Here is a 15,889-nt window from a genome sequence, read left to right as displayed (position 1 = left end):
TCATGTTAAATTATCGCACACACCATTCAAGGTTATAAGAAACTCTGTACCTACACCTGGTTCGCTGTTGATTACAATATCTCCATTCATAGACTCTATTATATGTTTTACAATGGCCAGGCCAAGTCCTGTACCCCCTAATTTCCTTGATCTTCCTTTATCTACTCTATAAAATCTCTCAAAAATTCTTGGAATATGTTCTCTGGGTATACCTATGCCTGTATCCTTAACTGATATATTAATATTACATTTTTCCTTCCATACATTTATTATAACTGTGCCATTTTCTTTATTATATTTTATCCCATTGTCAATCAAATTAATAAATAATTGATGGATCCTATCTCTATTTGCAATAATTTTTAAATCTTCAGGGTCAATCTTTATTAAAATATTGACGTTCTTTTCTTTTGCTTTACTATCAAGTATATACGTAATATCCTCAATCAAATCCTTAATACCTATAACATCTTTTTTTACATCCTCTCTTACATTTTCTATTTCAGAAAGCGTAAGTATATCATTTATGAGTCGTGTTAATCTTTCTGTTTCCAGTGAGATAATATCAAGGAATCTCTCAGTGGTAGCTTCATCTTTTATATTCCCTTCTTTTAAAGTCTCTACAAACCCCATAATGGATGTTAATGGGGTACGCAGTTCGTGAGACACATTTGCTACAAAATCGCTTCTTATTCTTTCAAGCCTTTTGAGTTCAGTAATATCATTGAACACTATAACAGTTCCTATGGTTTTATTAGCTAATTCAGAATTAACTATAGGATTAATATATACTTTCAGAGTTTTGTTTTGTGGAAGATTAATTTCAAAATCCACATTGTTTTTTGTTTTTTTATGAATGTAACTATCTAATTCTTGAGACAGTCTATAGTTCCTTATAACTTCCAACAGATATTTATCTATTACATCAGTATTGGATAAGTTCAGTATTTTTTTTGCAGCTTCATTAATTAATATTATCTTCCCATGGTCATCTATAGCTATTACACCGTTCACAATGCCTTTCAAGACAGCTTCAAGTTTAGAATTCCTGTCATGCATTTCCTCCATTATTGATTTCAGTTTATTCGCCATTAAATTGAAAGCTTTTACCAGTTCACCCATTTCATCATCATATTCATAATGAATTAATTCCTCGTAATTGCCATCTGTAATGTCACTGACAACCCGTGTTATATTTTTTATTGATCTCGTAATATGGAATATGAACCTATACCATAATAATATGGAAACAGCAAGACAAAGTGTAAAAATAACGATAAGATATGTCCATTCATCAACGCCAAAGCCAGCATACTTATCATATGATGCCGATATGAATACAGAAATGGCTCTATCAGGAGAAGACTCACCTACAGCTATAATGCGTTCATTACCGCTGATTCTAATAAGATCTGATTTATCACTTTCTTTCAATCTATTGGTTAAATTATTTATAATTTCTTTGCTAACACCTTGACTTGAATTTATTTGCTTGCCGTCATAAACGACAGATATATTATTTCCTGTTTCATTGACATAGCTATTAAGATACCCTTCTACATCATCATGCTCAGAAAGAAACAAAAACAGATTGTCTGCATCTTTATATAATTCATTTTTTATAATTTTAACAATATGAGATGAATATATATTTAAAAATAACATGTAGCTTAAAGTCAAAGTAAGACACATTATTATTATAAAACTAATCATAAGCCTTTTTTGCATTATTGTGCTCCTTTGCCATTAAACTTATATCCAACTCCTCTAACTGTCTCAATATATTGAGGATAATTGTCATCTTTTTCAATTTTTCTTCGTAAATGTCTTATATGAACGTCTACAGTACGTGTCTCTCCAGAATATTCATACCCCCATACCTTGTCTAAAAGAAAATCTCTTGTAAGCACTTTATCCTTATTTAGTACTAAAAGCTTAAGCAATTCAAATTCCTTTAAAGTCAGGTCAAGAGGATTCCCATTTTTAGTTACTGTAAACTTTTCACAATCTATTTCCATATCGCCAATTTTTATTATTGACTCCTCATTATTAACTTTCTCATCATCCTCAACTTTGCCTCTCCTCAGTACAACCTTAATACGAGCCAATAATTCTCTTATACTAAAAGGTTTAGTAATGTAATCATCTGCACCCAACTCCAATCCCAATATCTTATCCAGTTCTTCACTTTTAGCAGTAAGAATTATTATTGGTATCATCTTAGTTTTTACATCTGATTTTAATCTCTTGCAAACTTCAAAGCCATCCATATCTGGTAGCATAAGATCCAATATAATTAAATCTGGAGATTCGCTGAATGCTTTCGCAAGACCATCATTGCCGTTATCAGACACTCTAACATCATACCCTGCATTGGAAATATTAAAACTTAACAGTTCCTGAATATTTTGTTCATCCTCGATTATTAGTATTTTACTAGACATTTGCATCCATCTCCTCACCTTAACATGATTATGGCACAATGTAACCCAGTTTTTCCTTTGTCACGTCTGTATGAAAAGAAATACTGTCCTTCACATGATGTACAATAACTGGATATATATATATTGGTGCTTTTAACTCCTTTTTCTATAAGCTGTTGTCTATTACATAATTTTAAATCAAGCTTATATTTGCCGTCCTTTTCTTCATAAATAAAATTGTTGTCTCCCACAAACTCAGAAGCAAACAGGTCATATATATCTCCGCCAACTTCATAGCAACATGAACCTATTGAAGGACCTATGGCAACAAGCAAATTTGAAGGGTTTGTCCCAAAAACTTCCTCCATTCTATCTACCACTTTTGCTCCAATCTTCATGAGGGTTCCCCTCCATCCTGCATGGGCCAGGCCAACAGCTTCATTAACCGGGTCAAAAAAGTATATAGGTACACAGTCAGCATAATATGTAACAAGAGGGAGTTCTCTTTCGTCAGTGATTAGCGCATCACAATCATATATTTTTTTACCATATAATGGAAAACCTGAATGGGAAGAGTTAACCCTCACTATATTATCCTTGTGTATTTGGTCTGAAAATACCATTGAATTTATATTTAAATTAAATCTGTTACACAATATGCCATAATTCTTTACCACGTTTTCAATATCATCCTGTTTTCTAAAACTAAGATTTAAACTGCTATAATACCCTCCACTAACACCGCCATTTCGAGTAGAAAAAAAGGTAAATATATTGCCCTTAGACTCAAAAGCAGGTATATTAAAATATTCAAAATCACATATGTTATTTAATGCAAACACTTCTGTCTTGTACATTTATTTACCTCTTTTCGTCCATCAGTTTTTTGATTTCATCCATGAACGTGCTTACATCCTTAAATTGTCTATAAACAGAGGCAAATCTGACATAAGCCACTTCATCAGTGTCTTTTAATGCATCCATAACCATCTCTCCTATTAACTGCGTTGGTACCTCCTTCTCATTATTATTGTACAGCCTTTTCTCTAAATCTTTAACAATATCATCTAAAACATTTATTGAAACAGGGCGCTTTTCACAGGCCTTTATAAGTCCATTAAGTATTTTGTTTCTGTCAAAGGGTTCTCTTGAACCATCTTTTTTGATCACCATATAAGGTATTTCATCCAATTTTTCATAGGTTGTAAAACGTCTACCACATCTTTCACATTCTCGTCTCCTGCGTATAGAATTACCCTCATCTGTAGAACGAGAGTCTATAACTTTTGTATCTTCATTTCCGCAAAACGGACATCTCATTTCAAATTACCCCCATCAGCATGTTGTACTATATATATTATATACAACAAAATGTTGTAAGTCTACCTTCTTATGTTATATTATCTGATATATCTACAAGTATTACATCTACTCCAATTTTTCTTATAAAATTCCATGGTATAATAATATCATTATTTCTTTTAAACAGGCCCAAAAAATTGCTTCCTCCTGGTATCACCAAAGCCTCCACCACACCATCTTCAAGGTTAATATCAATATCACTCACATAACCAAGTTTGCAGCCATTCTGAATATTTACAACTTCTTTTTCCTTCAGTTCCGTTATCTTGACCATAACTCGTCCCCCCTTAAATACCTGTCTAAATTATGAATATGAACAAAGTAATAAAAAAAACACAAAAAAATAAGGAGCTGACACTCCATCTTGAATAACTACCTTATATATACTTTCTCATCTGATTCAATGCCGATTTCTCTAGTCTTGAAACCTGAGCTTGAGAAATTCCAATTTCTTCTGCAACTTCCATCTGGGTCTTGCCCTCAAAAAATCTCAGCCGCACTATATTTTTATCCCGCTCGCTCAACTTCGACATTGCTTCCTTTAAAGATATATTATCAAGCCATGTATCATCTTGATTATTTTCATCGCTGATCTGGTCCATGACATATATTGCATCTCCGCCATCGTGATATACCTGTTCAAACAGGGAAATAGGGTCCTGTATTGCATCCAGTGCAAACACAATCTCTTCTTCAGAGACATTAAGTTCTTTTGCTATTTCTGAAAGGGTGGGCTCTTTTGAATTTTCGTTTACAAGCCTATCTTTAATCTGTAGAGCCTTATACGCCATATCCCTAAGGGAACGACTCACCCTGATGGAATTATTGTCTCTTAAATATCTCCTTATTTCACCAATAATCATTGGAACAGCATAGGTAGAGAATCTTACATTTTGATTTACATCAAAATTATCTATTGCCTTTATCAGGCCTATACATCCAACCTGAAACAGATCGTCTACACTTTCTCCCCTGTTATTAAACCTTTGTATCACACTCAATACGAGTCGCAGATTCCCCTTGATAAATTTTTCTCTTGCTTCTTTGTCGCCATTTTTCATTTTATTCATTAGCTCAAGCATTTCCTCATTGGTCAGTATAGGAAGTTTGGATGTATTGACACCACATATCTCAACTTTGTTATTAACCATAACTGTCCCTCCTTATTATCTAAGTATTGCCGAGGAACAGTGTAATTATTCTCTAAACCATCCTTGTAATTTCTTTCCTTAACCTCTTTAAAATTCTCTTTTCTAATCTGGATATGTATGATTGAGATATTCCAAGCATATCTGCCACTTCTTTCTGTGTTTTTTCAATCTGCCCATTAAGGCCAAACCTTAAATTTATTATGTCTTTCTCTCTTTTCGAAAGTTTTTGTATTGCCATCTCTAACAACTGTTTATCTACTTCATTCTCTACGTATTGATATATTACCTCGTTATCAGTGCCAAGAATATCAGACAACAGCAGCTCATTTCCATCTAAATCTACATTCAATGGCTCGTCTATAGACACTTCTAACTTGGTTTTATTGTTCCTTCTCAAGAACATCAAGATTTCATTTTCTACACATCTTGATGCATAGGTCGCCAATTTTATTTTTTTATTGGGATCAAAAGTATTTACAGCTTTAATGAGGCCAATAGTTCCAATTGATATTAGATCTTCTATGTTTATACCTGTATTTTCAAACTTCTTTGCGATATATACTACAAGTCTGAGATTCCTCTCGATGAGCTCACTTTTCACCTCATTTTCTCCGCTCTTTAATCTCTCCAGGAGTTCATTTTCTTCTACAGCACTGAGAGGTGGCGGCAATGCTTCCGGTCCTCCAATATAATAAATCTTATTAATGCGGCTTAGGATTTCTCTTATTAATCTACCAAGCAAATTGCTGACATTCCATATTTTGTACATCGAATGTCCCCCCATATTTTTATTTACTCTGACAGCAAATCAGGATGTAGCAGAGCACCGTATTCATTATTTTGAGATAATTTATCAAAATATATACCGAGTACAACATCATTGATGACTTTGGTCGCATTGTCGTCTTTAATCTTAAGTCCGTCTGGTTTAAAGCCAAGAAGCATACCATTTTCTTTGCCAATAGCTTTAAATGGAACAAGTCTAAACCTTTTTAACCATTTTTGATCTAAGGTAAAGTTATCAAAGTCCTGAGAGTTTATCTGATTTAATTGTGAAATACACTCTATCACTTTCTCAGGCAATATCTCCTTCAATATATCAAACTCCACAATAATTACCGGTATATGACTTATTGGCTCATACAGGGTATTACCTGTATCGATCAACGCACAGGTTGAAACATAATTATTTTCAATTATGATCTCCATCTGTACTAGATTTTTACGTATTTTCCTTACATATTCTATGCAGTAAAATATCAAAAAACTTCCAAGCAGTATGGTTGCGATTATAAGTATTACTGGAAAATCATTAATGACAAAAATTCCATTGAGACTATAACTTTCTGATGCCATAACTGAATAATATAAAGCAAATGCTACACCCCCAAATATCAATGAAACTAAATAAAAGTAAGATAACAGTCTTATAAATTCTTTAAACCTTGTAGGGTGAAATACAATTACTATCATCAATGCTGAAAGCATGAACTTCATTGTAACAGAGTTAAATAACGCATTATTGTACACAAACAAAGGGATGACATACAGAGCTCCAACCAAGGACCCTACAAAAATTTTTATAAATGTGCTTTTATATTTTACTAGAATAGACGTAATATACAGAACTAGATAGTTTAAAACAATGTTTTCTATTAATATAACATCTATATACATTGGTACCCTCTATTATTTATACTTAATATTTTATATGTCCTAACGATTCATTTTATGCTTTAATGATATCAAATAGAACATAAATTTATTGTAAAAAAAGCGGTATAATTTTGAGGCAAATTACGACAAAAAAACTCCCAAACGGGAGTAGTGTAAGTATTATAAACGCTTTTTATTTCTTCTCAAGAAGGTTGGTATATCAAGTTCATCTTCATTATAAATATCAAATTCCATGCTTTTTTCTTCCTTGCCAGTACCAGCTTTTAATGGTTTTTGTTTGATACCACTCTGCTCAAAACCTGTCGCAATGACTGTAATTTTTATTTCATCATTTAATGTCTCATCAATAACAGCACCAAAAATAATATTGGCATCCTGGTCTGCAGCCTCATAGATAAAATTGGCAGCCTCGTTAACCTCAAAAAGACTTAAATTGGGACCACCTGTAATATTAAGTAAAACTCCTTTTGCTCCTTCTATTGAGGTTTCAAGAAGAGGGCTTTGTATGGCCAGTTTGGCAGCATCAGTCGCCCTATTCTCGCCGCTGGCCATACCTATTCCCATATGGGCCAGGCCGGTCTCAGACATAATAGTCTTAACATCCGCAAAATCAAGATTAACTAATCCCGGAATTGTTATTAAATCGGAAATACCTTGAACACCCTGTCTTAAAATATCATCAGCCATTTTAAAGGCATCTATCATGGACGTCTTTTTCTCCACCACTTGTAATAGTCGATCATTAGGGATTGTTACAAGAGTATCAACATTTTTCTTTAACTCCTCTATTCCCTTCTCAGCCTGCGCCATTCTTTTATGCCCTTCAAAGGTAAAAGGCTTGGTAACAACCCCTACGGTCAAAACCCCCATTTCCTTTGCTATTTGAGCTATGACAGGCGCTGCTCCTGTACCTGTTCCTCCACCCATACCTGCCGTAATAAAAACCATGTCACAACCTTTCAGATATTCTGCTATATCGTCTCTACTTTCCTCTGCAGCTTTTCTACCAATTTCAGGATTTGCTCCTGCTCCAAGCCCTCTTGTCAGTTTTTCACCGATCTGAATCTTTATGGATGCAGATGAATGAAATAGAGCCTGTTTATCAGTATTCATTGCTATGAATTCTACACCCTTTAGGCCTTCCTTTATCATTCTATCTACTGCATTTGTACCGCCACCACCAACACCTATTACTCGTATTGTAGCAAAAGGTGAATTCTCAACCTCAAAATCAATCATTAGCATTAAACCCCCTTATTGGTTAATCTATTGGAAAAAATCAGAAAAAAACTCTTTTACCCTATCGATTAATCTGAATTGACCATTGAGTCGCCTGTCTTTTGTTTCAATAGCACCTGTACCCAGCATGTCTCTTTTATGTCTCGCCACATATTTAATAATACCAACTGCTACGGAATGCGTAGGCAATGATACCCCTATGTAATCAGGTGACCCAATTCTTACCGGAATACCCAATATTTTTTGTGCAAGCTCTACACTACCCTTAATCTGAGAGATGCCCCCACCGGTTAATACAACCCCTGTTGATATAGATGACTTAAATCCTGATTCTATCAAATTTTTATTTGTAAGCATAATGATTTCGTGTATCCTGGCTTCCACTATCTCACATATGTCTTTAATTTTAATCTTCACCGGGTTTTGGCTACCTATAACATTGATATTTATTTCTTCATCTTCATCAATCATATCTGCCATGGCAAAACCATATTGTTTTTTTAACCTCTCGGCCTCTGCCAAGGAAACTTTCAGCCCCACTGCTATATCATTGGTTATATGGTCTCCACCAACAGGCAGTAGCTTGGAATATACAATAGTGCCCTCTTTAAATACAGAAATATCTGTTGTCCCTGCTCCTACGTCAAGTATACAAACCCCCAATTCTTTTTCGTCCTGTGATACCAAAACCTCGCCTTCAGCTAATGGTGATGCAATAACGCCACCCACTTCAAGATCTGCCTTACGGATGCATCGTGTAAGGTTTTCTACAGATGTCGTCGATGATATTACTATGTTCGCATCCACTTCCAATCGGGTGCCTATCATCCCTATAGGGTCGCGTATTTCATCATACCCGTCTATAATATATTGGATTGGTATAACATCAATAATCTCTTTATCGGAAGGTATTGCAATTACCTTAGCGGCTTCTATTACCCTGACAATATCATGCTTCGTAATCTCCCTGTTCTCTCCAGTAACAGCAATGATTCCTCTATTTTTTATGAAACTGACATGTCCACCTGCAACGTTTAAAAATACAGTCCTGACATCAATATTGGCCATATGCTCAGCCTGACTGACTGAACTTTTTATACCTTTTACTGTCTCATCAATATCAACAACAACACCTTTCTTCAGACCAGTACATGGGCTCACACCAACACCCCTGATTTCTATATCACCATTTTTGTTTATTTGAGATATTACGGTACATATTTTTGAAGTACCAATATCCATTCCAGTTATTATTTCATTCATGTATTTTCCCCCTTTATGGTAAAAACGATTAGGGCCCCTATTATTTTTTGATTATTTCTTGCGCAAAGAAAATACCAGGTACCTCCTAATAATTGCAATATTATTGAATATCCTGCTACCAAATACAATTATAGCAGCTAAATAAATTGGTACACCCAATAAATCACCTATGTAGGCCAGGCCTGCTGCTACAAGCGAATTGCTGATAAATCCTGTTATGAATATATCCAAATCAAAATTTTTCTCCATGTTTGCCCTAACCCCACCAAGTACAGAGTCTAAGGAAGCCAGTATTGCAATAGATAGATACGACGCATATGTGGCCGAAATATTGACTGGTAAAAAAATGCCAAGCAGTATACCAACTATTAAACCTATTATTGGAATAATCACTATTTTGCACCCTCTTTCACTGGAGCTGCATACTTAAAGTTCAACGTACCATTGTATCTGGGTACAATAATTTTATCAGCCTTCTTAATGCTGATTTCTATTCCCCAATACCTCAATGTGTCAACAACACCACCCTTTAACATCAGTGCAGCTTCCAACGTATCAGGATCACCAATTGCCTTGAAGACATAAGGTGGCGCAAACCTCACCGAATTAACATTCACAGTTGGACCCACGCATCTGATTTCTGTTGTTGCAACAATTCGCTGTTCATTTAAAGAAACAGCCTCAGCCCCTGCAGCTCTAAGTTCATTCAAAACTTTCAACAAATCGTCATCATGAATGAGAAACAAACTTGGGTCTTCTCCAGGTTGAATCTCTTGTTTGCTATCATTAAGAGTTACTATTACGCCCGGCCCCTGTACATCGGTTAATCCGGCCAATATATTGACATCTTCCAGTTGCTCTCTAAGTGAAGATATAATCGTATTGGTTTGAGAAGATGATGTCTCATATTCATCGAGTTTATTTTGCAGCTGAGAAACCTGCAGTTTCAAACTATTATTTTCATCTTCTACCTGTTTTAACTGCGCCGTCAGCTCTTCAACCCTCTGAATTGTCACAGCTCCACCACCATTTTGTACAGAACGAAACTGCAAGGAAATCATCAGACCAAGTATTACACATATTAATGAAATGGCTATTTGCCCTCTTATTCTCAATTATAACTCCTCCTACTATTGGTTGGGTCTATATATTATATTGCCAACATCATCTACAATAATGTGCCCTTCTTTATAATTTTTACTTGACAGGTCAAGCAAGACACTTTTTAAAAAAGACAACCGATAATCTATATTTTTTTCTACATTAAAATCAATCATCAATCCTGTAGAAGAAATCAACGAAATACTACCATCAAGTATTCTAACCTCAGATATAAGATCCTCCATTTTATTTTCCTTCAATCCCTTCAAAATAGCAAGAGATTTATTGAACTCACTTATATTTTCTAAGTCCAATTTCTTACCAACATAAAAATTTTTTACTTTTAAGCCACTTAAAATTGGCATACTACTATCCTGATATTCTTTTGATACCTCAATCACTACTCCATCCTCATCTATCTGAAGATAAACTCCACTATATGGAACAGCAGCTACAACATTTCTTTCATCAATATCTATTATAATACTGTTCGGCAAACTTCGCCTGATTTTTATATCTTTAATATGAGGATTCTCTAATAAATTTGTTCTTATCTTGTCCAAATTTATGGTAAAAATATTTTGGCCGGGACTTATACCTGCCAGAGATATAATATCTTTCTCTGAAAGATAGTAATTACCAGTAACTTCAATGTTCTTTACTATAAAAATGTCTGTATTCACCAGATAAAAAATCAGTAAAAATATGCAGGTAATAATAATCCATACACCAAACTTTGAATGTCTTTTCTTTTTATGCGGAAATTGATAGACTTTAGTTTCCATATTCATCACTTCATATTTTATAAATTTCTGCCCCAAGACTTCTCAAATTATCATCAAAACACTCATAACCTCTATCTATATGCTCATTTTTATCCACAATCGTATCACCATAGGCCGCCAAACCGGCCAATACAAGTGCAGCACCACCCCTCAAATCCTTTGCAGCAACACTAGAACCATACAGACAATCTACACCTCTTATAACAGCTATCCTCCCGTCCACCTTTATATCGGCACCCATTTTTTTTAATTCTTCTACATGGTTAAACCTGTTTTCAAAAACTGTCTCTGTTATGATTGTTGTACCCTTCGCAATGGACATCAGTGCCATTATGGGAGCCTGCAAATCTGTAGGAAATCCAGGATATGGAAGGGTTCTTATTATGTCTAGCGCCTTTACTCTTGGCGGCGCTTTTAAATAAATATTTTCATTTGTATTAATAGAACAACCACATTCCTTAAGTTTTGCAATTATAGGTTGAATATGCTCACTTATTACATTTTTTAATATTATTTCTCCACCGGTTATTGCAGCGGCAATCATGTAAGTGCCTGCTGCTATTCGATCCGGTATTATGGTATACTCAGCAGGATTTAATCTATCAACCCCGCTAATATAGATAGAATTTGTACCTGCCCCATTTACATCCGCACCCATTAAATTTAAAAAGTTTTGGAGGTCTATTATCTCCGGTTCTTTTGCTGCATTTCTGATGATGGTTTTGCCTTCTGCAAGGCATGCTGCGAGCATAATATTCTCTGTGGCGCCAACACTTGGATAATCAAGTAGAATCTCATTACCCTTTATTTTTGAGGCTATCGCATTAATATTGCCATGTGACTCTTTAATATTTATATTCAATGCCCTAAGTCCTTTCAGATGCAGATCAATCGGCCTGGGTCCTATTTCGCAGCCACCGGGATAGGTGATGTTTACAGCACTATAATTTGCTATCAACGCACCTATCAGCAAAATAGATGGCCTTATCTTTTCACAAAGACCAAAGGTCAAATCAGTCGAATTAATGCTGGATGTATCAATAACCAGAGTATGGTCTTGATACATAATTTTACAACCAATCCTGCTCAAAATTTTTATTAATATTGTTATGTCTTCTAAATACGGACAATTATGTATAATAGAAACACCTTTAGCCAAAGTTGTAGCGATGATTATGGGTAAAGCAGCATTTTTTGCACCACCAATCTCTATAGAACCGTTAATTTTTTTACCTCCAACTATTTTATATTTCCCCATATATAACCCTCCTCGGCTCTAAGTACATTTTTATAATATGTTAGAGCAGAGGTTAGGGTTACAATCTAAGACCTTGCCAGAGTATACATCAAATCAACAATCTGATCGAGGGCATCAGGCTTAGATAAAGATTTTGCACTTTCGCTCATTGCCTTTAATTTATCATTATTATATATTATTTCATTAATATAATTATATAGAATTTTCTCATCAAGATCTTTTTCCAATATCACCTTGGCTGCCCCTATTTTTTCCAAGGTTCTGGCATTATATTCCTGATGATTTTCTGCTACATATGGAGATGGTATAAGGATAGAGGGCTTTCCACACGCTATTAACTCTGAAATAGTCATAGCCCCAGCTCTGCAGATAATGAGGTCAGCCGCTGCATATACAACTGGCATATTATATGCGTAAGGTATAACCTTCACATCTTTATTTTTTAACATATTGCATTGCTTAATTATACTTTCATACTGGTTTTCACCTGTAATAAATAGAAACTGTATGTTTGACGGCATATAGTTATTTAAATATGAAAGAACGGTCTTATTTATATTAGCTGCTCCACGGCTTCCACCTACAGAAACAATCAATGGTTTTGACACATCAAAGCCAAGGGCTTTTTTTGCCTCACTTTTCCTGTAAATAAATATATCCTTTCGTACTGGGTTTCCTGTAACTACAATCTTTCCGGCTATCCTTTTATTAAAATATTTTTTTGTCTCCTCATAGCTCAAAGCAATCCTGTCAACAAATCGTGATAAGATTTTATTTGTAACTCCGGGGATTACATTGGATTCATGTATAACGGTTTTGATTCTCATAAATGAACAAATCAAAAGAACAGGGCCAGTCACGTATCCTCCTGTGCCTATCGCTATATCTGGCTTAAAGTTAGAAACAATTCTATATGAATCCAATAACCCCTGAAAATTTACTGATATTGTTTTAAAATTTTCAGTTATTGCTTTTCGCTTGAATCCCTTTGAATGTATTGTCTTGAGTTCGAACCCTTCTCCTGGAACTATTTTGTTTTCCAGTCCATTTTCAGTACCTACAAACAATATCTCAGTATTAATATCTCTTTCTTTTAGCTCTTTTGCTATTGCAATCCCTGGATATACGTGCCCCCCTGTACCACCACCTGCAATCAATACCTTCATAATCATTATCTCCTATTCAATATATCTTGAAATATTTAAAAGTATGCCTACCCCGGCCATAGTGAATACCATTGATGAACCACCGGCACTTATGAAAGGTAAAGGTACTCCTGTAACCGGCATTGAGGATGTCACAACAGCTATGTTCATCAAAGCCTGTATCCCAATTAATGATGTAATACCGGTAGCCATCAGTACAGCAAACAGATCTTGAGAACGTGCCGCTATTCTTAAACCACGTATTATTAATGCAATAAACAAAACTACTATAATGGAAGCACCTATAAATCCCAATTCTTCCCCAATTATCGAAAAAATAAAATCATTTTGTGGCTCTGGCAAATAAAGAAGTTTTTCCCTGCTCTTACCAAGGCCTGTACCAAATAATCCTCCTGAACCCAGTGCATAAAGTGATTGAACTATTTGAAATGTGGTATCACTTACATCAGACCATGGATCAAGAAAACCAAATATACGTTCCTGCCAGTGTTTATAAGCATTAGATGCTATCAAGGAAGCGGCCAGGCCAACCCCGCTAAAAACAAGGAAAACTATATGTGAAATTTTTGCACCAGCAGTATACAAAATTACTAATCCAACAATCAAGATTATACCAGCTGTACTTAAATTGGGCTCCATAACTATCAAAATAAAAATAACACCCAGCAATACAAGATATGGAACCAAGCCTTTAAAAAAATTGTTGAGTTTATCTTTGCCACCATTTTCTAGACTTGTAGACATATACAATACTATACCTATTTTAGCTATCTCACTCGGCTGTATGGTAAGTCCACCAAAACCGATCCATCTTTTTGCCTCATTTATTTCAATTCCTATGCCAGGAATCAAAACAGCGACAAGCAAGCAGATCGTGATTAACAAAGTAATATTAGAAAACTTTTTTAATTTCCAATAATCATAATTCATGAAAAATATCATTACGACATAACCAAGAGCGCCCCATAAAAGCTGACGTTTCAAAAAATAATATGGGTCTCCCATCTTGAAGTATGCTGATACCGAGCTGGCACTGAATACCATTACTATACCTATAGCAAGGAGTATTGTTACTATCATCAGCAGATTATAATCATAAACTCCCTTTTTTGGCATAAATTTACCCCCTGAGCGCCTTTACATAAGATTTGAATAGCTTTCCTCTCTCTTCAAAGTTACTAAACATATCCCAACTGGCACAGGCAGGCGAGAGCAATACTGTATCTTCCCTCTTTGCTAATTGATACGCCTTATCCACAGCTTCTTTCAGAGTTTGCGCCCTTACAACATTTGTATAGCCCATTGAGGTAGCTTGCTTTTCTATCTTGTCAGCAGTTGCTCCTATAAGTATCAAATACCTGACCTTATCATCAAAGCTTTGAATAAAATCATAATAATCATTGCCTTTATCATAGCCACCAGCAATAAGGATGATATCTCCTTTGATCGCTTCAATTGCCTTTATAGCTGCATCTGGATTAGTACCTTTAGAATCATTGATGAATTTTATCCCATTGATTTCATCTACAAACTCAATGCGGTGTTCCACCCCTTTAAATGTCTTCAGGGTATATTTTATCGTATCGTTATTAATTCCCCACGACTTTGCAATTGCACAGGCTGCCAGTGCATTTTCAAGATTATGTTTACCCGGAATAAAAATTTCATTTATGTCAATTATTTTTTCCATACTGTTATCAATGTTAGAAATTATATGTTCACCGTCAATATATAACCCATCTTTTAGTCTTTCTCTTCGGCTGAAAGGCACTAACCGTGCATTTATTTTATCATGTAGGCCCCATGTATTTGGATCATCAAAATTTAATATAGCAAAATCAGAAGTATCTTGATTCATAAAAATCTTTGACTTTATATAAATATAATTTTCCATTGTCTTATGCCGATCTAAATGGTCAGGAGTTATATTCAATATGGCAGAAATGTGCGGATGAAAATACCTTATAGTTTCCAATTGAAAACTACTTATCTCAGCAATAATTATTTCATCATCATCCGCCTCATAACAATCATAAATCAAAGGCTTGCCTATATTCCCAGAAACCCTTGTTTTTAAACCTGCATTCTTAAATATTTCTCCCGTCAGTGCAGTCGTCGTTGTCTTCCCATTGGTTCCAGTTATAGCTATTATAGGGGCTTTTGATATTCTGTACGCCAATTCTATTTCGGATATCACTTCAATATCTCTATCTATCGCTTTTACAATAAATTCTTTGTCCAGCGGTACACCAGGACTGACTACAATACAGTTTATCTCATTTATATAGGACAACGGATCGCCCATGACTCGGGTAATTGGCAGGTTTTGCAATTTGTCTATTCCCTCTATCTGATCATATGGTTTATCGTCATATACAAGCACTTCATACCCAATAGAATTTAAAACCTTAGAAACTGCTATACCACTCATACCTAACCCTACTACTAAAATCTTTTCACTCAT

17 protein-coding genes are annotated in these 15,889 nt (G+C 35.0%); all 17 read right to left on the bottom strand.

All coding sequences use genetic code 11. From position 1 onward, the window contains the following. The 17 genes from pnpS to murD all read right to left on the bottom strand — a co-directional run bounded on the left by pnpS (nucleotide 1) and on the right by murD (nucleotide 15,889). Nucleotides 1-1,728: a two-component system histidine kinase PnpS gene (gene pnpS, locus FWJ32_RS06930; protein WP_149545239.1), complete on the bottom strand. Its 1,728-nt coding sequence runs from the start codon at nucleotides 1,726-1,728 to the stop codon at nucleotides 1-3. Further along, on the bottom strand, nucleotides 1,728-2,444 hold the full coding sequence (locus FWJ32_RS06925; RefSeq protein ID WP_149545238.1) for a response regulator transcription factor: 717 nt from the start codon (nucleotides 2,442-2,444) through the stop codon (nucleotides 1,728-1,730). The genes pnpS and FWJ32_RS06925 overlap by 1 nt, the downstream gene beginning before the upstream one ends. 14 nt (nucleotides 2,445-2,458) lie before the next feature. Further along, nucleotides 2,459-3,280 (bottom strand): peptidoglycan editing factor PgeF, encoded by an 822-nt coding sequence (gene pgeF, locus FWJ32_RS06920; protein ID WP_149545237.1) that lies wholly within the window; start codon nucleotides 3,278-3,280, stop codon nucleotides 2,459-2,461. 4 nt (nucleotides 3,281-3,284) lie between these two features. Continuing rightward, on the bottom strand, nucleotides 3,285-3,743 hold the full coding sequence (gene nrdR / locus FWJ32_RS06915) for a transcriptional regulator NrdR (RefSeq protein ID WP_149545236.1): 459 nt from the start codon (nucleotides 3,741-3,743) through the stop codon (nucleotides 3,285-3,287). 70 nt (nucleotides 3,744-3,813) lie between these two features. After that, a complete protein-coding gene (locus FWJ32_RS06910; RefSeq protein ID WP_149545235.1) occupies nucleotides 3,814-4,059 on the bottom strand; it encodes a YlmC/YmxH family sporulation protein in 246 nt (81 codons plus the stop codon). Nucleotides 4,060-4,162: 103 nt separating this feature from the next. Further along, complete coding sequence (gene sigG, locus FWJ32_RS06905) at nucleotides 4,163-4,936, bottom strand: RNA polymerase sporulation sigma factor SigG (RefSeq protein ID WP_149545234.1); 774 nt, start codon at nucleotides 4,934-4,936, stop codon at nucleotides 4,163-4,165. A gap of 52 nt (nucleotides 4,937-4,988) precedes the next feature. Then, nucleotides 4,989-5,705, bottom strand: a complete 717-nt coding sequence (gene sigE / locus FWJ32_RS06900) for an RNA polymerase sporulation sigma factor SigE (RefSeq protein WP_149545233.1) — start codon at nucleotides 5,703-5,705, stop codon at nucleotides 4,989-4,991. Nucleotides 5,706-5,728: 23 nt separating this feature from the next. Further along, nucleotides 5,729-6,613 (bottom strand): sigma-E processing peptidase SpoIIGA, encoded by an 885-nt coding sequence (spoIIGA, locus tag FWJ32_RS06895; protein WP_149545232.1) that lies wholly within the window; start codon nucleotides 6,611-6,613, stop codon nucleotides 5,729-5,731. Nucleotides 6,614-6,772: 159 nt separating this feature from the next. Further along, complete coding sequence (gene ftsZ, locus FWJ32_RS06890) at nucleotides 6,773-7,852, bottom strand: cell division protein FtsZ (protein WP_149545231.1); 1,080 nt, start codon at nucleotides 7,850-7,852, stop codon at nucleotides 6,773-6,775. Nucleotides 7,853-7,879: 27 nt separating this feature from the next. Next, the gene (ftsA, locus tag FWJ32_RS06885) at nucleotides 7,880-9,115 is read right to left on the bottom strand and encodes a cell division protein FtsA (RefSeq protein ID WP_149545230.1); all 1,236 of its coding nucleotides are present in this window, start codon (nucleotides 9,113-9,115) and stop codon (nucleotides 7,880-7,882) included. Nucleotides 9,116-9,166: 51 nt separating this feature from the next. After that, nucleotides 9,167-9,511: a small basic family protein gene (locus FWJ32_RS06880; RefSeq protein ID WP_149545229.1), complete on the bottom strand. Its 345-nt coding sequence runs from the start codon at nucleotides 9,509-9,511 to the stop codon at nucleotides 9,167-9,169. After that, nucleotides 9,508-10,176, bottom strand: coding sequence for a DUF881 domain-containing protein (locus FWJ32_RS06875; protein ID WP_149545315.1), 669 nt, complete (start codon nucleotides 10,174-10,176; stop codon nucleotides 9,508-9,510). The genes FWJ32_RS06880 and FWJ32_RS06875 overlap by 4 nt, the downstream gene beginning before the upstream one ends. 69 nt (nucleotides 10,177-10,245) lie before the next feature. Continuing rightward, on the bottom strand, nucleotides 10,246-11,001 hold the full coding sequence (locus tag FWJ32_RS06870) for a cell division protein FtsQ/DivIB (RefSeq protein ID WP_162523549.1): 756 nt from the start codon (nucleotides 10,999-11,001) through the stop codon (nucleotides 10,246-10,248). 10 nt (nucleotides 11,002-11,011) lie between these two features. Then, nucleotides 11,012-12,259: a UDP-N-acetylglucosamine 1-carboxyvinyltransferase gene (gene murA, locus FWJ32_RS06865; protein WP_149545227.1), complete on the bottom strand. Its 1,248-nt coding sequence runs from the start codon at nucleotides 12,257-12,259 to the stop codon at nucleotides 11,012-11,014. Between the two features lie 65 nt (nucleotides 12,260-12,324). Next, on the bottom strand, nucleotides 12,325-13,425 hold the full coding sequence (gene murG / locus FWJ32_RS06860) for an undecaprenyldiphospho-muramoylpentapeptide beta-N-acetylglucosaminyltransferase (RefSeq protein WP_149545226.1): 1,101 nt from the start codon (nucleotides 13,423-13,425) through the stop codon (nucleotides 12,325-12,327). A gap of 12 nt (nucleotides 13,426-13,437) precedes the next feature. After that, the gene (spoVE, locus tag FWJ32_RS06855) at nucleotides 13,438-14,541 is read right to left on the bottom strand and encodes a stage V sporulation protein E (RefSeq protein WP_149545225.1); all 1,104 of its coding nucleotides are present in this window, start codon (nucleotides 14,539-14,541) and stop codon (nucleotides 13,438-13,440) included. Nucleotides 14,542-14,545: 4 nt separating this feature from the next. Next, complete coding sequence (gene murD, locus FWJ32_RS06850) at nucleotides 14,546-15,889, bottom strand: UDP-N-acetylmuramoyl-L-alanine--D-glutamate ligase (RefSeq protein WP_149545224.1); 1,344 nt, start codon at nucleotides 15,887-15,889, stop codon at nucleotides 14,546-14,548.

Origin of the sequence: Calorimonas adulescens, from assembly GCF_008274215.1 — a bacterium.
Lineage (GTDB): Bacteria > Bacillota > Thermoanaerobacteria > Thermoanaerobacterales > UBA4877 > Calorimonas > Calorimonas adulescens.
The sequence above is the reverse complement of the archived record's forward strand: the minus strand, read 5'-3'. Positions and strand labels throughout refer to the sequence as shown.